The 20,005-nt window shown below is 54.4% G+C and carries 15 protein-coding genes and 3 pseudogenes; 12 read left to right on the forward strand and 6 right to left on the reverse strand.

What is annotated here, in order from left to right; all coding sequences use genetic code 11:
* Positions 1-85 precede the first annotated feature (85 nt).
* From ACVWZP_RS11465 to ACVWZP_RS11505, 9 genes and pseudogenes are all read left to right on the forward strand, one after another.
* Positions 86-1,249 carry an EAL domain-containing protein gene (locus ACVWZP_RS11465; RefSeq protein ID WP_126587920.1) on the forward strand — a complete coding sequence of 388 codons (1,164 nt, stop codon included), beginning with the start codon at positions 86-88 and terminating at the stop codon, positions 1,247-1,249.
* A 71-nt stretch (positions 1,250-1,320) separates the two neighbouring features.
* Positions 1,321-2,652, forward strand: a complete 1,332-nt coding sequence (locus ACVWZP_RS11470) for a deoxyguanosinetriphosphate triphosphohydrolase (RefSeq protein ID WP_017849419.1) — start codon at positions 1,321-1,323, stop codon at positions 2,650-2,652.
* Positions 2,653-2,824: 172 nt separating this feature from the next.
* Complete coding sequence (locus ACVWZP_RS11475) at positions 2,825-3,211, forward strand: response regulator (RefSeq protein WP_017849418.1); 387 nt, start codon at positions 2,825-2,827, stop codon at positions 3,209-3,211.
* 255 nt (positions 3,212-3,466) lie between these two features.
* Entirely contained in the window at positions 3,467-4,090 is a 624-nt protein-coding gene (locus ACVWZP_RS11480; protein ID WP_017849417.1) for a response regulator transcription factor, read from the forward strand.
* Between the two features lie 8 nt (positions 4,091-4,098).
* Positions 4,099-6,309: pseudogene (locus ACVWZP_RS11485) on the forward strand (transporter substrate-binding domain-containing protein); the annotation flags it as partial.
* Positions 6,310-6,981: 672 nt separating this feature from the next.
* On the forward strand, positions 6,982-7,593 hold the full coding sequence (locus ACVWZP_RS11490) for a replication/maintenance protein RepL (protein WP_457369748.1): 612 nt from the start codon (positions 6,982-6,984) through the stop codon (positions 7,591-7,593).
* A complete protein-coding gene (locus tag ACVWZP_RS11495) occupies positions 7,586-7,975 on the forward strand; it encodes a hypothetical protein (RefSeq protein WP_457369749.1) in 390 nt (129 codons plus the stop codon). The genes ACVWZP_RS11490 and ACVWZP_RS11495 overlap by 8 nt, the downstream gene beginning before the upstream one ends.
* A 121-nt stretch (positions 7,976-8,096) precedes the next feature.
* Positions 8,097-8,459 (forward strand): hypothetical protein, encoded by a 363-nt coding sequence (locus ACVWZP_RS11500; RefSeq protein WP_457369750.1) that lies wholly within the window; start codon positions 8,097-8,099, stop codon positions 8,457-8,459.
* 317 nt (positions 8,460-8,776) lie between these two features.
* The gene (locus ACVWZP_RS11505; protein ID WP_457369751.1) at positions 8,777-9,817 is read left to right on the forward strand and encodes a hypothetical protein; all 1,041 of its coding nucleotides are present in this window, start codon (positions 8,777-8,779) and stop codon (positions 9,815-9,817) included.
* A gap of 62 nt (positions 9,818-9,879) precedes the next feature.
* Here ACVWZP_RS11505 and ACVWZP_RS11510 read toward each other — a convergent pair whose 3' ends face one another.
* Positions 9,880-11,412, reverse strand: a complete 1,533-nt coding sequence (locus ACVWZP_RS11510; RefSeq protein ID WP_457369752.1) for a recombinase family protein — start codon at positions 11,410-11,412, stop codon at positions 9,880-9,882.
* A 114-nt stretch (positions 11,413-11,526) separates the two neighbouring features.
* On the opposite strand from ACVWZP_RS11510, the pseudogene ACVWZP_RS11515 reads away from it, so the two are divergent.
* Positions 11,527-12,975: pseudogene (locus ACVWZP_RS11515) on the forward strand (ATP-binding protein); the annotation flags it as partial.
* 39 nt (positions 12,976-13,014) lie between these two features.
* Here ACVWZP_RS11515 and ACVWZP_RS11520 read toward each other — a convergent pair.
* The gene (locus ACVWZP_RS11520) at positions 13,015-13,497 is read right to left on the reverse strand and encodes a GAF domain-containing protein (RefSeq protein WP_017849415.1); all 483 of its coding nucleotides are present in this window, start codon (positions 13,495-13,497) and stop codon (positions 13,015-13,017) included.
* A complete protein-coding gene (locus tag ACVWZP_RS11525) occupies positions 13,494-14,384 on the reverse strand; it encodes an ATP-binding protein (protein WP_026140337.1) in 891 nt (296 codons plus the stop codon). The genes ACVWZP_RS11520 and ACVWZP_RS11525 overlap by 4 nt, the downstream gene beginning before the upstream one ends.
* A 169-nt stretch (positions 14,385-14,553) precedes the next feature.
* On the opposite strand from ACVWZP_RS11525, the gene ACVWZP_RS11530 reads away from it, so the two are divergent.
* On the forward strand, positions 14,554-16,863 hold the full coding sequence (locus tag ACVWZP_RS11530; protein ID WP_457369753.1) for a response regulator: 2,310 nt from the start codon (positions 14,554-14,556) through the stop codon (positions 16,861-16,863).
* Here the strand turns inward: ACVWZP_RS11530 and ACVWZP_RS11535 are convergent.
* The 3 genes from ACVWZP_RS11535 to msrB all read right to left on the reverse strand — a co-directional run bounded on the left by ACVWZP_RS11535 (position 16,844) and on the right by msrB (position 18,310).
* Positions 16,844-17,308, reverse strand: a complete 465-nt coding sequence (locus ACVWZP_RS11535; protein ID WP_046384229.1) for a MarR family winged helix-turn-helix transcriptional regulator — start codon at positions 17,306-17,308, stop codon at positions 16,844-16,846. The two genes, ACVWZP_RS11530 and ACVWZP_RS11535, sit on opposite strands and share 20 nt — an antisense overlap.
* Positions 17,305-17,790, reverse strand: coding sequence for a glutathione peroxidase (locus ACVWZP_RS11540; protein ID WP_017849411.1), 486 nt, complete (start codon positions 17,788-17,790; stop codon positions 17,305-17,307). The genes ACVWZP_RS11535 and ACVWZP_RS11540 overlap by 4 nt, the downstream gene beginning before the upstream one ends.
* A gap of 127 nt (positions 17,791-17,917) precedes the next feature.
* Positions 17,918-18,310, reverse strand: a complete 393-nt coding sequence (gene msrB, locus ACVWZP_RS11545; RefSeq protein WP_134939760.1) for a peptide-methionine (R)-S-oxide reductase MsrB — start codon at positions 18,308-18,310, stop codon at positions 17,918-17,920.
* Positions 18,311-18,512: 202 nt separating this feature from the next.
* Between msrB and ACVWZP_RS11550 the strand changes: the two are divergent.
* A pseudogene (locus ACVWZP_RS11550) lies at positions 18,513-19,725 on the forward strand (pyridoxal phosphate-dependent aminotransferase).
* The last annotated feature ends 280 nt before the right edge of the window (positions 19,726-20,005 follow it).

Genomic DNA, 20,005 nt, shown 5'->3' on the forward strand with positions numbered 1-20,005 from the left:
TGGCTGCATTCTTGCAAACAGAATCGGCCCGGCCCTCGTCAACGAGGGCCGGGCACTTTGTTGCCAACGTTTTTAAGGAGGCCCCGTGATCGACGGGCAACCGCTCGCCTGCTTCCAACCCTTCATCGACACCGCCACCGGGCGCATCGCCGGCGTCGAGGCTCTCGGCCGCCTGCGCCAGGCTGACGGTCGCCTGCTGTCGGTCGGCCCGTTGTTCGCCGACCCGCGCACCTCAGGCGTGGCCTTGCGGCGCCTGGACCGGCAGATCCGCGACAACGCCTTGAGCCGTCTGCACGAGGTACCGCAGGACTGGTTTCTGAGCCTGAATATCTCACCGCGCTGGATCAATCGCCTGCGTGCCGGCCAGGCCCTGCCCAGTTTGCAACAGGTGCAGGCTCACGGCGTCGATCCACAGCGCATCGTGTTCGAGATCACTGAGCTGGGCGGCGATATCCAGCGCCTGGCCGACGTGGTGGCGCGCTATCGCGAGGCCGGCGCGCGCATCGCCATCGATGACTTCGGCGCCGGCTATTCGCAGCTCGACCGCGTGCTGGCGTTGCAGCCGGACATTCTCAAGCTGGACATGCGCCTGTTTCAGGAGGCCGCCAAAGGGGGCCCCAGCAGTGAAGTGGTGCGGGCACTGGCGCAAATGGCGGAAAAAACCGGCTGCTGGATCATTGCCGAAGGGGTGGAGACCGAGGCGCAGTTGAGTTTTGCGCTGGAATGCGGCTCGCGGTATGTGCAGGGCTATCTGTTTGCCCAGGCGCAACTGGACTGGTTCGCCGCCGATGCTTTCGTGCCGCGCTTCGCCCAACTGCGTGGCGCCTACGTGCAGAAAAAACTCGCCGAACGCGGACGCATCATGCAATTGCGCCAACAACTGGCCGAACTGATGAAAATCCTCCAGACCTGGGCCCAGGGCCAGGCGCCGCTGAGCCATTTGCCGCAATTGCCGGATTATCCCTGGCTGCTGCGGTTCTACCAGTGCGACCGGCATGGCACCCAACTGACCCCCAATTTCGAATGGCGCCAGGACGCCTGGCAAGCCGACAGCCGCTACCTCGGCCACAATTGGTCGTGGCGCCCGTATTTCTATCATCTGCTGGCCGAAGGCTGGGACGAGCGCCGCTTGACGCTGTCTTCGACCTACCGCGACGCCACCACCAACCAGTATTGCCTGACCGCCGGACAATTCTTCGATAACGGTCAGCGCTTGCTGTTAATCGATATCGACGCGGTCGGCCTGTAGATTTTCGCTTGCTCCGCCCACCCGGAACCGGGAAGCTGGGCGAGTCATTCACCGCACGGAGAGTACCCGCCTTGGATTGGCCCACCCTGCTGACTCGCGAACGTCTTGGAAAGCCCCTGCACAGCCCGGAAGAATTGGGCCGTAGCCCGTTTCACAAAGACCATGACCGCATCATTTTCTCCGGCGCGTTCCGCCGCCTGGGGCGCAAGACTCAAGTCCACCCGGTGTCGAGCAACGACCATATCCACACCCGTCTGACCCACTCCCTGGAAGTCAGCTGCGTCGGCCGCTCCCTCGGCATGCGCGTGGGCGAAACCCTGCGCAGCGCCCTGCCCGAGTGGTGCGACCCGAGCGACCTGGGCATGGTGGTGCAATCGGCCTGCCTGGCCCACGACATCGGCAACCCGCCCTTCGGACACTCCGGCGAAGACGCCATCCGCCATTGGTTCCAGCAGGCCGCCGGGCGCGGCTGGCTGGACGACATGAGCGTGGCCGAGCGCAATGACTTCCTCAATTTCGAAGGCAACGCCCAGGGCTTCAGGGTGCTGACCCAGCTGGAATACCACCAGTTCGACGGCGGCACGCGGCTGACCTACGCGACCTTGGGCACCTACCTGAAATACCCGTGGACCGCCCGCCATGCCGACTCCCTGGGCTACAAGAAACACAAGTTCGGCTGCTACCAGAGCGAATTGCCGATTCTTGAGCAGATCGCCCACAAGCTCGGCCTGCCGCAACTGGAAGAACAACGCTGGGCGCGCCATCCGCTGGTGTACTTGATGGAGGCCGCGGACGACATCTGCTACGCGCTGATCGACCTGGAAGACGGCTTGGAAATGGACTTGCTGCAATATGCCGAAGTCGAGTCGCTGCTGCTCGACCTGGTCGGCGACGACCTGCCGCAAACCTACCGGCAACTGGGCGCCCAGGATTCACGGCGGCGCAAACTGGCGATCCTGCGCGGCAAAGCCATCGAACACCTGACCAACGCCGCCGCACGCGCTTTCGTCGAACAACAGGACGCCTTGCTCGCCGGCACCTTGCACGGTGATCTGGTCGAGCATATGCACGGCCCCGCCAAACGCTGCGTGCTGGATGCCAAGGACATGGCGCGCAAGAAAATCTTCCAGGACAAGCGCAAGACCCTGCATGAAATCGGCGCCTACACCACCCTGGAAATCCTCCTCAACGCCTTCTGCGGGGCGGCGCTTGAACAGCACGGCGGGCGCACGCCGTCGTTCAAGAACCGGCGCATCCTCGACTTGCTGGGCAACAGTGCCCCCGACCCGGCCTGGTCGCTGCACGCCTCGTTCCTGCGGATGATCGATTTCATCGCCGGCATGACCGACAGCTACGCCACCGAGATGGCGCGGGAAATGACCGGGCGTTCCAGCCCGCAATAGATGACTGATCCAGCTGCCTGTTGCCTGAACAGAATCTACCTACGAAGGGAACAGAGCGGCCTGATCGAATCAGTACAAACACCCGATGAATAATCACGCACGCTCTTAAAGGGCATAGGGCGCCTTCCTACGCCCCGCCCAATCGCCGCTTGACTCACCGTGTGCCCTTCCTATGTTCAAGAATTGCCTTCGCATCCTGTTGGTGGAGGATCACCCCTTTCAGCTCCTGGCAACCCAGTGCCTGCTCAACAGCTTCGGCTTCGAGCACCTGACCCTGGCGGAAAACGCCGAACAGGCGATCCGCTTGATGACCCAGTCCGAACGGCCCTTCGACCTCATGCTGTGCGACCAATGCCTGCCAGATCTGCCCGGGCTTGAGTTAGTCGAAATCGCCGGTCGGCGGGGGTTTATCGCAGGGGCGATCCTGTTGAGCGGGCTGCCCCTGCCCGAACTGGCGAATCTGAAGACTCAAGCCTTACAACGTAACTTGCCGTTACTTGGCTATTTATCAAAACCGTTAAACCGGGACGAACTAATGACGCTGATAAGCCCGCTGTAAATGTAGGAATTTAAACATCTCCACATAGGAAAAACTCACCACAACAACCGCTTAACCGGTGGGCCAAGGCCCGAACCCGCATCGCCGACCGAATTCTGAAACAGACGTCCACAAAGCCTTGATAGATCGTAAGGAAATACCTTTTTTAATGTAGGAATATTCCTGTTCTGTATCTACGCCCCCTCACCTCCATGCTCCCGCCTCGCCTTCTGAGCTAATGTGCCCGCTTTATTTGCACTTGCATGGAATGTGATTATGAACACAGTTTTCATTATTGATGACCATCCTGTTATCAGGCTGGCGATTCGTATGTTGTTGGAACACGAAGGCTATAAAGTCGTCGGCGAAACGGATAACGGTTGTGATGCAATACAAATGGTTCGCGAATGCCTTCCAGACCTGATCATTCTGGATATCAGTATTCCAAAACTTGATGGCCTCGAAGTGCTGTGCCGATTTAACGCAATGAATACTTCGATGAAAACCCTGATTCTGACGGCCCAATGCCCAACCCTGTTCGCCACCCGCTGCATGCGCTCGGGCGCCGACGGCTATGTGTGCAAAGAGGGCGACCTGAGTGAACTGCTGAGTGCCATCCGCGCTGTATTATCCGGCTACAACTACTTCCCCAGCCAGGCATTGAACGCCTGCGGCCCGGACAGTAATTCCCAGGAACTGGAACTATTCAAGGCAGTGAATGATCGCGAATTAATGGTCTTGCAACTTTTTGCACAAGGTCGCACCAACAAGGAAATTGCCAAAGGTATGTTTCTCAGTAACAAAACCGTCAGCACCTACAAAAAGAGGCTTATGCAAAAACTCAAAGCCAAGTCCTTGGTAGAACTTATCGAGTTGGCAAAACGAAACGCGCTAGTGTGAGAAAGCGGATGCCCAGGCGTATAAAGGACTATCTGATCATATTGAGCGCAGGCGTGTGCTTGAGCACCTCTGTGCTCGCTGCTCAAACGGAACCGGAACACTTCACCTTATTGAGCCGCGCAGGCGCCGTTCAACTGGACACTCAACTGGACAAGACGCAACGCCAGTGGCTGCAGAACAAACGCGAACTGGTGCTCGGCGCGGCAGCTCCCGACTACCCGCCCTTCGACCTCACGGCCAGCGGACGCGACTATGAGGGGCTCACGGCCGATTACGCCGGGCTGTTGGCCAAGGCGCTGGCGCTCCCCGTCAGAGTGCTGCGCTACCCCAACCGGGAAGCCTCCATTCAGGCGCTTGAAGCCGGTGAAATCGACCTGCTGGGCTCGTCCAATGGCTTTGAGGCCACCAACCCGCTGCTCACCCTTTCAGCACCGTATGCCGTGGACCAGCCAGTGCTGGTGACACGCGAGGGCGAAACCCGCAGCCTCAGTGAGGGCCTGGCCGGGCTGCGCCTGAGCCTGGTCTATCACTACCTGCCGCTGGGCGAAGTCGAGAAGCTGTATCCCGAGGCGATCATCCACACCTACCCCTCTTATCAGAACGCCCTGAATGCGGTGGCATTCGACCAGGCGGATGTGTTTCTCGGCGACACCATTTCCACCCATTACATGATCAACAAGGGCTACCTGAAAAATATCCGCATGGCCAACTTCGGCAAGCACGAAGCCTATGGTTTCAGCTTTGCCGTGCGCCAGGACCAGCACACCCTCTTGAGCATCCTCAACGCGGTGCTGGCGGCGGTGCCGACCAATGAGCAGGAGAGCATTGCCAAACGCTGGAGTGCGGGCAGCGACATCCTGCTCACCGCGCAAAAACTGCAACTGACGCAACGCGAGGAACGCTGGCTGAAGGCGCACCCGGTGGTCCGGGTAATCGCCAACGAAACCTTCGCGCCATTGACCTTCTTCGATGCCGACGGCAACTTCCGCGGCATCACCGCCGACCTCCTGGAGCTGATCCGCCTGCGCACCGGGTTGCGCTTCGAGATCCTGCGCGCACGCGATGTCAACGCGATGATCGAGCAAGTCGATACCGGCAAAGCCGACCTCATCGGCGCCATCATTCCCAGCACGGAACGCGAAGCTCAACTGAACTTCAGTCGTCCCTATCTGGAAAACTCCTACGTATTGCTCACGCGCAAGGAACCCAACGCCCCATCGAATCTTGAACAGATGGCAGGCAAGCGCCTGGCGATCACCCAAGGCAACCCTCTGGAAAGCCTTCTGCGCAAGGATTTCCCGCACATTCGCCTGGTGGAAACCAGTGATACCTTCAAGGCCTCGGAACTCCTGGCCCAGGGGCATGTGGAAGGCGCGGTGAACTCGTTGGTGATCGCCAACTATTTTCTGTCCTCCCAAGTGTTTCAGGACAAACTGCAGATCAGCGGCAGCATCGGCACCCTCCCCGCAGTCTTTGCGCTGGCCACGTCACGGGGTGCCACCGAGTTGAGCGCGATCCTCGACAAGGCGCTGCTGAGCATCGCCCCCGATGAGCTCGGGGTGATCAACAGCCGTTGGCGAGGCTACGCCGCCGCCTCCGACAGCTACTGGCGCAACTACCACCACCTGATTGCCCAGATCATCCTCGTCACCGGCCTGCTGCTGCTGATTTCCCTGACCTGGAACGCCTACATGCGCCGGGAGATCAAGCACCGCAAGATGGCCGAACGCGCCCTCAACGACCAGTTCGAATTCATGCGCGCACTGGTCAACGAAACGCCGCACCCGATCTATGTCCGCGACCGCAACGGCCTGTTGCAGACCTGCAACGACAGCTACCTGCAGGTGTTCGACGTCAAGCGCGAAGAGGTCATCGGCAAAAGTGTGATGCAGATGAGCACGGCCCAGGCAACCGAAGCGGCTCAGTATCACGCCGACTATCTGCGCGTGGTCGCCGAGGGCAACCCGCTGATCCTTGATCGCACCCTGCTCATCAATGGCAAAAAGCTGACGATCTACCACTGGATACTGCCCTACCGCGACTCCACCGGCGAAGTCCAGGGCATCATCGGCGGCTGGATCGACATCAGCGAACGACGCCAGCTGTTCGATGAGCTGCGCGCCGCCAAGGAACGTGCCGACGAAGCCAACCGTGCCAAGAGCACCTTTCTGGCAACCATGAGCCACGAAATCCGCACCCCGATGAACGCAATCATAGGCGCAGATTGTAGAACGTGATTTGAGTGTATCTTGACGTGCATTTTTTGACAAATCGCCCGAAAACGCCGCATAGGCGCGGGCGCTATCTGGACGTGAGTAATTCACCTGACCCCTCGGGGGCAACGTAATGGGTGAATCATCAAGAGAGAATAGCCAAATCGCTTTTTAATGCTTTTCTGCTTTATTGCTTTTACAAAAAAATAAGTAAATTAACGGCAGTTTATGCCGTGTATTTTTAATTGCTTCTTACGGGCCTTATTAAACCTTAAAAGCCTTACCTCATTACCATCTTAAGCAACCCTCAAAGCCACGTTATACGTGGCTTACAGCCCTTCGGTATTGACTAAAAAATCAATGTTTATGTACTTTTTAATCAATGCTCATATACTTTTCCATCAATAGTCATTGATTTTTTAATCAATGCTTATGACTTTTTTATCAATGCACTTTTACTTTTTCGTCAATGACGTTGACTTTTTCGTCAATGACTATTTCGACAGTGCAATTAACTTCTCAATCAATAAATAAACCTTCTCCAAGTTCTCTTAAACAAGAAAAATTGCTCATACAGAAATTTTAATTTCAAAAAAGTTAATTATTTTGTCGTTTAAGTCTTTATTTCTCAAATCTAAATGCTACGCTATGATTATGACTAACAAAATGAGGAAATAAATGAATGAATTTATAGATGTTAATAGTGCAAACATTGAACAAGATGATAATTTTAGACCTGCAAATTCTGACAATGCTCAATTTATTGCTGAACAAGTCAATCGCGCTGTTGAATCAGCAATGTCTGTATTACATAGTAGATATGTAAATGACAAGAAAAACGCTAATGACGATGACAAACAAATCAATGCAAAAGTAACGACTAAAATAGAATTAGATAAAGAAAATTCGTTAAAGAAAGACGTGAAATATTTTTACGGCTTTTCAGAGAATCTACTAAAACTAGAATTAACACCGACGGAATTTAAGATTATCGTGCACATTTTAGACACGCTAAAATGGGGTAATGTTGTTGCAATGACACAAGCGTCAATCGCAGCAAAAACGAAAATCAGCGCTTCTGTAATAAATCGAAATTGGAAAACACTCATTACTAAAAAAGTGTTAATTGTGGACGAAAACAACAGCATTTATCTCAATACGAATTTCTTTTTTATTGGGCTTTATCAACGCATGGATAAAGAGCGTCGCGCAGATTTTGAAAAAGCTTCTGTCTATGATGATGTTCAAATAAAGCATATGCACAACAGTGCAGGAACTAAACATGAATGATTTTTTTAAATTTTCGTTTGTGCTATTTGCGCTGTGCATTGCGGTAAATGCGGGATATTTTGAAACTACTAGCAATGTTCCGGCAGGAACTGTAATTGAAAATAAAGTTTCAGTAAAAGACAGAATGACAGATAAAGAACGACAAGAGTCTGTAAGAGCTTATCAAGCTGCTTCTCGTGATTGTAAAAACAAAGACGACATTAATGAGCGAGGAAGTACGGCGCTGGAAATAAGTCACAGTTTTAACTTTAAAACACGAAGTTGTGAAGAGTCAAAAACACTCTGGACAATGCAAGATGGAGACTTTTGGAGAAATCCAGAGTATTTAAGCAAGGGCGTTGTTATTAAGACTTATAATTTGCCGACAAACCCGTATTATTAAAATTGTTATCTATGCGGCAGGTACTGCCGTTATTTACCATCTCCCCCCTTCCCCCCGCAAGGGGGGTTAAAAGGTAAGTCAGAACATAGTAATTGTATAATGATACAAAATACAAATTACTATGAGCGAAATAGAAGTTAGAAAAAAAGCAGAAAATCTGATTGGCTCAATAAGAGACTTGAAAGTCGTCAGAGCATTTCAGATATTATTGAGCAATGCGAATAATATTCAGCAACTACTTTTGCTGATTGAGCTTGTCGAAACATATCAAGCAAGTTCAAAAAACAAAGAGCGGGAAATTGTTAGGCAAGTAGTTTTTCTTGGTCAAGAACGTAGCAATATGTCTGAACGTCTTGCCTTGGTTTTTATCGTTAACGATGTTGTGCGTCTATTTTTTAAATCTCGTAAAGTGTCTTTAAAATCGACTGTTGATAAACAGCAGATTTTAAATACACGTAGAGATAATTCGTTTAGGCGCTTTTGATTAGGCTTTTAGGCTTTTGATTTTGGGTTCTAGGGGTATCCCCTAGCAAGAGGAAGGGCGCCAGCCCGTCAACCCTTCAGGGTTGTCCTATCTTGAACTCTGACTAATCGGCTGAACAACTATGAAATTTCGTTGTTACGATATGCTACTATAAAGGTATAACAACTTAAAACACAAATGAATAACTTATATTTACTCTGTGCGAACTGCAAGAAAAAAACCCAACACGGTCTTCTTTGGCATACAAGCACAGAGTTTGATTTTCCGAAATTTACAATAGTTTGTAAGACCTGTCGAACCATTTTTGAAGGTTCGATATGAGCATAAAAAACTGGACTGTAACAACAGAGCGTGTCAAAAATAAAGATTTTGGATTGTCTGAATATGCTAGTTATTTAGCAAGTGCGAAGCACAAGAATCATAAAAACACGACTATCTACTCACTGTTCAACTCTGACGTAAATACGTTTCTTAATAACACTATTCAAGAAACGATTTCATTCGATGCGAAAAACAAAAAAGGAGGTAGAAAAGTTGAGTCTTTTGCTCAATCTTTTAACTTTATATTACCCCCTCCGCATAAGCCTACCGCTGAACAATGGACAAAAATATCAAAAGATTTGGTCAATACAATTCACATAGAATTAGAGATAAAAGAGGATGTTAATCGTTTTGGTCGAGCGTGTTTTTTGAATATACACGACCAGGCAAATCCTCACTTAAACCTTCTTGTTCCTAGGATTTTTTCAGGGCAGAGATTGGCTGATTTGGATAGAAAGAACGTTTTAGCGAAGTTGAAATTACAGTTTAATCAGTCAGTATTGAAGCATTGTAATATCGATCACACACACCACAAACCGTTGAGGGTCAACGTGGGCAGGCGTAAGACTGCACAACGTCACGAGTATGACAAAGCAAAAGCAGAAGCTCAAAACGCCTCAAAACTCGTTTTAGAAGCGCAGAACGTAACGACTGTGGCGGTTCTTGCACAGAAAGAAGCAGAAACAAAACTAAAAGAATTAGAGATTAAAGAGATTGAACTGGACAATAAAAAGTCTCAAATAATGCTTGAAAAAGCGAAGTTGAATTTTATTGTAAAGGCCTTTAATGATTTTAAATCGAGCTTGATTGGGTGGGTGAATAGTATAAGAAATGACTCAACGCTTGAAATTTTGATTAAACGACAAGATGTTGAAGAAAAAGCGAATAGAATCACTGAAAGTGATAAAGCTGATGAAAGTGATATTTTGCTTGTTGATAATATGATTGACACAGAAGTTTCAGAGCTTGAAAAAGAAGGTTTAGAAGTAACAAGACCTACGCATCGCAGACGTAAAAACATTAATAGTTTCACGTGAAACACTTTAAGTGCTTTTAGTTAAGCGATTTCTAATCGCTCAACTAAAAGGGCTAATCGGTTTCATTCAAGGTGAGATTTTAGACGTGCAGTATATTCGTCATTTGCAACGTCGATTGTATCAATCAGTCTATCTGCGTGAAAAATATCAATAGAGAAATGCTTTTTTTTCACTGGCGTGATAATCAATTTTACTTTTTGCGAGTGTAAAAAATTATTGATTTTTATACGACCATTTTCGCTTAAAAGAAGCTTATACACATCGTGTGTATGAACAGACGTTTTATCCGTTATGTGCAAATTATTAATTCTCAATGACAACTCGTACTGATTTTTTTTCAGTTCGTCGAGTTCGAGACTCACTTCATCAATTCTACTCAAAATATACTTTTGTGAATTTTCTGATGACTTTTCGAGAATTGAAAAGTTATTTGCAAGTGCTTTTTCTTTCGCAATAATCAAACCAGCATTTTCTTGCTGCTCTTTTTCAAGCATTTTAATATCGTCAGATTTGACAAGAATCGTTTCAAACGGGATTTGTTTGTGATACATCATAAACAAATCTTCAATCAGAAAATATCTATGTCTAACACCCTTTTTTTCTAGTGCATATTCGCAGTTATTAAACGTTGAGGCTTGACAGACTAAATCAACATAATGGTTTTTCTGCTTATGAAAGCGAAATGTAGAACCGCACTTACAAAATGCCAAACCCCTAAAAATGTTTCTAAAATCCTCCGCTTTTCTACCAGAGAATTTTGGGTCTAATCTCTCTTGAAGTTTTGCACTAATTCTGTGAAATTCGGACTCGCTAATCACAGAAGGATAATAGTTTTTTATCTCTTTGTTAAAGACGTTTCTAACGCCATTTTCGTCAAGTTTTAGAGCAAGATAAGAGCCGTAAATTGCGTGTTTGTGAAGCACTTTGCTCACAGTGCTACTTGTGTATTTTCGTGGGTGATTTTCTCTATTTAACTGCTGTGCAATTGATTGAAAACCCATCTCATAGCAAAGCTCTGTCATACGCCTTACAGCATTTGAATGTTCATTTAGTACGAATTTATTATCTACAAACGAAATCCAGAAAGGACATTGTTTAGTGATAACTCCGCCATTTTCGCCTTTTTCTCTATTCCGTTTTTTTGCGTCTAAAATTCGTTCTGATTTAGCACGAGATTCATCATTTGCACGTTCAAGAATATTCTGTATTAGACTAATATCAACGCTACTATCTTTCTTTCGTTTCGAATAAAGACGATTATCAAAAAGTGTGTAAATTGCACAGTCTGATTGAATGATTGAGATAATAAGTTCTAATGCGTCATAACCGCCCATTCGACTTATTCTGTCAAAGCTCTCTACTAAAAGTAGAGAGTTAGGCAGAATTTCTTTTGACTTGATACGTTCAACGAATCTAGCTAATTGTCCTGATTTTAGATTTTTGCCCTTGAAAGCAGACACGCCTAAATCTTCGTAGCGCTCGACAAGTCGAGCGATAGGATATTGCTCGAAAAATCGGTTGATTTGTTCGAGTTGTCGAACCTCCCCAAAGCCCAAGCTTTGGGCTTTGGAGGAAAATCTGATGTAGCTATACACGTTTATCGTTTCGTCGTTTCTGAACACGTCAGAGAACGCCCTGGGCAATGGTTTTTGCTCTGTCATAACGTCTTAAGCCCTTGTAGATAATGGATTGTAGCGTTTCTACAATCCACGTCTATGATTGCGGTGATCGGCATGCTCGAACTGACCCTCAAGCGCGCCGACCAGGGGCATCTCGACCGCCCGGCGATCGAAGTCGCCTACCACTCGGCCAAGGACCTGCTGGAGCTGATCGGTGATATTCTGGACATTGCGCGGATCGAATCCGGCCGCCTGAGCCTGGCGCCGGAGCGTGTGAACCTGCGGGAAGTGATCGAGTCGGTGGTGCGGGTGTTCGACGGCCTGGCACGCCAGAAAACCCTGAGTTTGCTGCTGGAGTTCAAGCCCGAACTCGATGACACCGACGTGCTGATCGACCCGCTGCGCTTCAAGCAGGTGCTGTCCAACCTGGTGAGCAATGCGATCAAGTTCACCGAGCGCGGGCAGGTAAAGATCAAGGTGCAGGTGCAAGCCACCGAATTGGCACAGCAAGTCGAAATGAAGCTGGTGGTCGAAGACACGGGGATCGGCATCAGCCGCGACGACCAGTTGCGCCTGTTCGAACCCTTTGCCCAGGCCGACAATTCCGGGCAATTGGCCCGCAGCGGCGCGGGCCTGGGGCTGGTGATCTGCCGCAGCCTGTGCGCGATGATGGGCGGGCAACTGAGCCTGAGCAGCGTGCCCATGGTCGGCACCCAGGTGCATGTCAGCCTGAAGATGAACTGCCTGCAGCCCATCCAGGCCGCGGACGAACCCCTGCCGGCCGCGCCCGCACCGGCGCCGGTGCTCAACGTGCTGGTGGTGGATGATCATCCGGCGAATCGCCTGCTGATGTGCCAGCAACTGGGTTACCTGGGCCACCAGTTCACCGCAGCCCAACATGGCGCCGCCGGGTTCCAGGCCTGGCGCCAGGCACACTTCGACCTGGTGATCGCCGACTGCAACATGCCCATCATGAATGGCTATGAGTTAAGCCGCTCGATCCGTGAGTATGAGCAGCGGGAGCAACTGACACCCTGCGTGGTCCTGGGGTTTACCGCCAACGCCCAGCCCGAAGAGAAGCTGCGCTGCGCCGAAGCCGGGATGAACGACTGCCTGTTCAAACCGATCAGCCTCACGGCGCTGGAACGGCAACTGGCGCAGATCGCGCCGCAGCCGTCCGGCCCGCGACTCGACCTCAGCCACCTGGATGCGCTGACGGGCGGCGATCCGCAACTGACTCGGCGGCTGCTTGAGGAACTGCTGAGCAGCAGCTGTCACGATCGCCAGATATTGGTCACGTTGTGGGCCCAGCAGGCTTCACTGCAGGACATCATCGAGCAGGCCCACAAGATCAAGGGCGCTGCGCGTATCGTCCAGGCCAGTGTACTGGCGGCGCAATGCGAAGCGCTGGAGCAGGCCTGCGCCCGCGGCGATGATCGGGCGGTGATCGAAACCGGCATCAAGACCCTGGAAAAGTGCATGCTGGAACTGGAGCGCCTGCTGCACATGCAACTCAACGGCCTGGGCTCTCCAGGGTAGGCAGGAGCGCGCCGCACGGCCCGCCCCCGCAACGGTCGGTCAGCAGTCGGTCAGGCGCAGGAAAATCGCCGCCAACTGCTCGATACCAACCTGGTCTTGCGCGGTAAACCGGGCCAGCGACGGGCTGTCGAGGTCGAGGACGCCAATCAGTCGGCCATCCTTGACCAGCGGCACCACCAGTTCACTGTTCGATGCGCTGTCACAGGCGATATGCCCCGGGAACGCATGCACATCTTCCACCCGCTGGGTCTGGCGCGACGCGGCCGCCGCACCGCACACGCCACGCCCGAACGGAATGCGTACACACGCGATCTGCCCCTGGAACGGCCCCAACACCAACTCTTCGTGACGGTTGAGGTAGAAACCGGCCCAGTTCAAGTCATCCAACTGATTGAACAAAAACGCAGAGAACTGCGCGCTGTTGGCGATGAAATCGCGCTCATCGGCCAGCAGCGACTCCAACTGCGCACACAACATGGCATAGCCATCCAGACCGCTGCCGGCCTGCTGCAAATCGATCATGGTTGACGCTCCAGCAATTTGAGGCCCACCCAGTAACGGGCGAATTGATACGCGCAACGGCCGTTGCGGTTGCCACGCCCGGTGGCCCAGCGCACGGCGAGGATATCGAGGTCTTCATCACGCTGCCACTGCAGGCCGGCCTTGCGCGCCAGCTCGCCGATCCAGTGTTCCACCACGTTCAGGAAATGTTCCTGGGTGAATGGGTAGAACGACAGCCACAGGCCAAAACGATCGGACAAGGCGATCTTGTCTTCCACCGCCTCACTCGGGTGCAGCTCGCCATCCACGCGTTTCCAGTTATCGTTGTCGCTCTGGTTTTCCGGCACCAGGTGACGACGGTTGGACGTGGCATACAGCAGCACGTTTTCCGGCGCCTGTTCCAGGGAACCGTCCAGCACGCTCTTGAGCACGCGGTAATCGCCTTCACCGGCCTCGAACGACAGGTCATCGCAGAACAGAATGAAACGCTGCGGCAGCTTGAGCAGTTGTTCGACCACACGCGGCAGGTCGGCGAGGTGATCGCGTTCGATTTCGATCAAGCGTAAACCGGCGCTGGCGTGCTGGGCGAGCAAGGCGCGCACCATCGACGATTTCCCCGTGCCGCGCGAGCCCCACAGCAGCGCATGGTTGGCGGGCAGGCCGTCGAGGAACTGTTGGGTGTTGCGCGCCAATGTTTCACGCTGCTTGTCCACACCGATCAAGTCGGACAGACGCATGTCCAGGCTGACCTCCAGCGGCAGCAGGAAGCCGCTGCGACCCTCACGCTGCCAACGGGCCGCAAGGCATTGGTTCCAGTCGATGGTTTGGCGCGGGGCTGGCAACAGGGGTTCCAGGCGCGCGAGTACGGCATCGGCACGCTCAAGAAAGGCATTCAATCGAGAATCCACGACTATTCCTCTGGCAAGTTCTTGTAAAAGATGGCGTATTGGCAACCCTGCGGCCGAGCGCTCCGGGCTGCACCTCTAAAACTGACGATTCGTGCCGGGCAAGCCTGAACCTGTGGATGTTCAGCTATGCTTGCCGGGCGAAGGGAAACGTGAAGTGGTTCAACACTCGATGGATATCAAGTTCGCCCACCGCTTGTCTTATAAACAAGCCAGATTGACTGTGCTGGTCGGTTTCGTCTTGGGAACCTTGCTCAGCCTGATCCAGATCGGCATTGATTATGCCAGCGAAGACGCATCCATCAACCGTGAAATTCGTTCGCTGATTGAAATCAGCCATAACCCGGCGTCGCGCATCGCCTACAACATCGACGCCGAGCTGGCCCAGGAGCTGACCCTCGGCCTGTTGCACTCCCCCGCCATCATTCAGGCGCGGTTGACCGACAACAACGGCGTGGTACTGGCCGACGTCGGACGGCCGCGCAAGGAAAGCCCCTACCGGCCCGTCAGCGATTTCCTGTTCGGCGCCAACCGCCAGTTTGAAGACCGGCTGTTCCTCAGCCATATGCCCAACGAATCCCTTGGCGTGCTGCGCCTCGACGTAGACACCTACGCCTTTGGCAGCCGCTTCCTGCACCGCGCCGAGGTCACCCTGATCAACGGGTTTGTGCGCAGCCTGCTGCTGACCGGGATCCTGCTGGGCCTGTTCTATGTGATGCTGACCCAACCGCTGGTACGCATCATTCGCGAGCTGAGCACGCGCAGGCAGACACGCCTGGATTGCCCGCCGGGGCACGAGCACGATGAAATCGGCGTGCTGGTCAACATGGCCAACCAGCAATTCGACACCCTGGAAACCGAGATCCAGCAGCGCCGTCACGCCGAGGACCGCCTCACCGAGTACCTGGGACAACTGGAAAACATCGTCTCGGCGCGCACGCTGGAGCTCAAGGCCAGCAACCAGCGCTTGAGCCAGTCCAACGATGAGTTGGAAGCAGCAAAAATGAACGCGCTGGGCATGGCTCAGGCGCGGGCGGCGTTCCTGGCCAATATGAGTCACGAAATCCGCACGCCGCTCAATGGGTTGCTGGGCATGATCGCGCTGTCGCTGGACAGCCCGCTCAACGCCGAGCAGCGCCAGCAACTGTCGATCGCCCATGATTCCGGCAAGGTGCTGGTGGAACTGCTCAACGATATCCTCGACCTGTCCAAGTTCGACGCGGGCCAGTTGGAGCTGGAGCGCATCCCGTTCGACCTCGGCGCGCTGGTGGAAGACACCGCCAACCTGTTATCGCAGAACGCCGCGCCGAGTGTCGAACTGACGTGCCTGATCGACCCGCAGTTCCCGGCGCAGGTGCTCGGCGACCCGACACGTGTGCGGCAGATCGTCAGTAACCTGCTGTCCAACGCCTTGAAGTTCACGCGCTTCGGCCGCGTGGATGTGCGCCTCAGCGCCCAGGATGGCCGAGTAAAAATCGAAGTGTGCGACACCGGGATCGGCATTGCCCAGGACGCGCAGGTGAAGATCTTCCAGCCGTTCACCCAGGCTGGCGCGGGCATCACCCGCCAGTTTGGCGGCACCGGCCTGGGCCTGGCGCTGACCCATAACCTGTGCGAGGCGATGCACGGTCGGCTGAGCATCAGTTCGGAAGTCGGCTTCGGCAGCCAGTTCTGCGCCGACCTGCCGCTGCCCGCCCATTTGCCTGGGCCCCGGCTCGCGCCGCTGACGGGCGAAGTCATTGCAATCACCAGTGCCGACAGCGGCCTGGCGGAGCTGCTCAGTACCCTGTTACCTCACTGGGGGCTGACAGTGCATTGCTATTCTATCGATGAGGACTTGAGCGGGAAAAAACCCGACTTGTTGATCACGGACTGCCCGGAGTGCCTGTTTCGCCTGCGCCCGGCCATCACGGCGCCGATCCTGCTGGTGACCGCCTATGGCAATTTCATGCCCAGTGAGGAAGTCGCGGCCCTGGCGCCGTTGCAGCAACAGGCGCGCCCTTTGAGCCGCAACGCGCTGTACCAGATCCTGCAACGTAATCTGCGCAGCGACGCGCACTTGATCCTCGACCCGATCGCACTCGATGCCACGCCCCTGGTCCACCGGGCACGCATCCTGCTGGTGGAGGACAACCCGGTCAATCAACTGGTGGCCAAGGGCATGCTCAGCAAGTTGGGCTGCGAAGTGATCGTCGCCGCCCATGGTGGCGAAGCGCTCAGGTTCCTCGAAGAACAGCACTTCGACATGGTGCTGATGGACTGCAACATGCCGGTGATGGATGGCTACGAGGCCAGTCGGCAGATTCGTCGCAGCGGGCGCTGGCCGGACCTGCCCATTGTCGCCCTGACCGCCAACGCGCTGTCGGAAGAACGCGAGCGTTGCCGGGCGGCGGGGATGAATGACTACCTGGCCAAGCCGTTTCGCCGCGAAGAACTCAATGCGCTGCTGGACCTGTGGGTGCCTAAGACGACAAGTCTCTGATCTGCGCGAGCAATTGGTCCAACCCCTCGCGCAAGGCATCGGCCTGGTTGAGGTCGACACCGCTGTCGCACAGCAAGCGGGTTTTCAACTGATGGGCCTGGCCGCGCAACTGCACCCCGGCGTGGCTCAGGCTCAAATGCACTTCGCGTTCATCCTGCGCGCTGCGCTGGCGCCTCACCAACCCAAGCTGCTCCAGGCGCTTGAGCAGCGGTGTCAGCGTGCCCGAATCGAGCATCAAGCGCTCGCCCAGGGCCTTGACCGTGGGCTGGGGCGGCGTCGCGTGGTGCCATTCCCACAACACCAGCATCACCACGTATTGCGGGTAGGTCAGGCCCAACTGGTCAAGCATCGGTTTATAGGCGCGGGTCACCGCGCGCGATGCGGCGTAGAGCTTGAAACACAGCTGGTTGTCCAGCGCCAGGGACACGGTGGGCAGGTCGGTCATTTGAGCAGGGCTTCGATCTCTTGGGTCAACTCCTGGGGCTTGGTGGTTGGCGCAAAGCGCTTGACCACCTGGCCGTCGCGACCGATGAGGAACTTGGTGAAATTCCACTTGATGCCCTTGGAACCCAGCAGGCCCGGCGCGCGTTTTTTCAACTGCACGAACAGCGGGTGGGCAGCGCCGCCATTGACGTCGATCTTCTTGAACAACGGGAAGCTGACGCCGAAATTCAGCTCGCAGAACTCGGCAATCGCGCCTTCGTTGCCCGGTTCCTGCTTGCCGAACTGGTTGCACGGAAACCCCAGCACCACCAGGCCCTGGTCCTTGTACTGCTGCCAGAGTTGCTCCAGGCCCTTGTACTGCGGGGTGAAGCCGCATTTGCTGGCAGTGTTGACCACAAGAATGGCCTTGCCGGCAAAATCGGCCAAGGTCTTTTGCTCACCCTTGATGGTGGTGCAAGGGATGCTCAGCAGGTTATCGCTCATGGCAATGCCTCGGATCAGGAGAAAGAAGGAAAAACATAGCGAGCAATTCAATTGCGTGCAATTGAATTGATCAAACTGATAGCCCGGTATACATCGCCCCCGCGCAAGACGCAGGGGCGACTCAGGCTCAGCGCGGCACGAGGTCCAGGCACACCGAGTTGATGCAATAGCGCAGGCCGGTCGGCGGCGGGCCATCCGGGAACACATGCCCCAGGTGCGCGTCGCACTTGGCGCAGGTGACTTCGGTGCGGATCATGCCGTGGCTGACATCGCGGATCTCGATCATCGCGCGGTCGGCGATCGGTGCGTAGAAGCTGGGCCAGCCGCAGCCGGAATCGAACTTGGTGGAAGAGTCGAACAGTGGCTCATTGCAGCAGATGCAGTGATACACGCCGTCGGTCTTGGTGGCATTGTACTTGCCGGAAAACGGCCGTTCGGTGCCCTTCAGGCGGCACACGTTGTATTGCTCCGGATCGAGCATCGCTTTCCATTCTTCAATGGTTTTCTGCAGCTTTTCCATCAGTACACCTCGGCAACTGAAAAACCCTGATCTGTGTCTTTTCCAGGGATCAGGCGGCACGTATGATTGCGCCTCTTCAACCCGGCAGTCTGGCACCCGCGTTAGCGGCATTCAAACGTATTTATGGGTGCGACCAACGCAGGATTCTCAGCACGGTAGGCTCCGTACCGTCTGGATCGTTCATTTTCAGGATCACATCGCCATGCAGGTCAGCAAATCGAACAAGCTCGCCAACGTCTGCTACGACATTCGCGGCCCGGTGCTCAAGCACGCCAAGCGCCTGGAAGAGGAAGGCCATCGCATCCTCAAGCTGAACATTGGCAACCCGGCGCCCTTTGGTTTCGAAGCGCCGGACGAAATCCTCCAGGACGTGATCCGCAACCTGCCCCACCGCCCAGGGCTACAGCGACTCCAAAGGCCTGTTCAGTGCGCGCAAGGCGGTGATGCAGTATTACCAGCAGAAGCAGGTCGAAGGTGTCGGCATCGAGGACATCTACCTGGGCAACGGCGTGTCCGAACTGATCGTGATGTCGATGCAGGCCTTGCTCAACAATAGCGACGAAGTGCTGGTGCCGGCGCCGGACTACCCGCTGTGGACCGCCGCGGTGACCCTGGCCGGTGGCCGCCCGGTACACTACCTGTGCGACGAAGGCGCCGACTGGTTCCCGGACCTGGCCGACATCAAGGCCAAGATCACCCCGAACACCAAGGCGCTGGTCATCATCAACCCGAACAACCCGACCGGCGCCGTGTACTCGCGGGAAGTGCTGCTGGGCATGCTCGAGCTGGCGCGCCAGCACAACCTGGTGGTGTTCTCCGACGAGATCTACGACAAGATCCTCTACGACGATGCCGTCCACATCTGCACCGCCTCCCTCGCGCCGGACCTGCTCTGCCTGACCTTCAACGGCTTGTCCAAGTCCTACCGCGTGGCGGGTTTCCGCTCCGGCTGGGTCGCCATCTCCGGGCCCAAGCACAACGCCCAGAGCTACATTGAAGGCATCGACATGCTGGCCAATATGCGCCTGTGTGCCAACGTACCGAGCCAGCACGCGATCCAGACCGCGCTGGGCGGTTACCAGAGCATCAACGATCTGCTGCTGCCTCAGGGCCGCCTGTTGGAGCAACGCAACCGCACCTGGGAATTGCTCAACGACATTCCCGGCGTCAGTTGCGTGAAACCGATGGGCGCGCTGTACGCCTTCCCACGCATCGACCCGAAAGTCTGCCCGATCCTCAACGACGAGAAGTTCGTGCTCGACCTGCTGCTGTCGGAAAAGCTCCTGGTGGTGCAAGGCACCGCGTTCAACTGGCCGTGGCCGGATCACTTCCGCGTGGTGACCTTGCCGCGTGTGGATGACCTGGACATGGCCATCGGTCGCATCGGCAACTTCCTCAAGTCCTATCGCCAGTAACGACTATGACGCTGTACGACCGGGATCTGGTCGTACAGCGAGTATCTGGCAACACTTCTCTGCCCATTGCCCCGCTCCGCACTGCGTTTGCCCCTCTCCCAGCGCGTGCCCCTTATAATCAAAGGGCCGCGAGGCAACAGGAGGCTGATCAAGCGGGGCAATACAGGTCGGAAATTCCCTTCAAGACTCTACATTCAGGCTGTAGGACACAGTTTGAAATAGTCGCTCGGTTGAATCACCCCATGTCGCACCTTATATACCCCGCAGTACGCGACATATT

The organism is Pseudomonas sp. TE36184 (assembly GCF_054060055.1).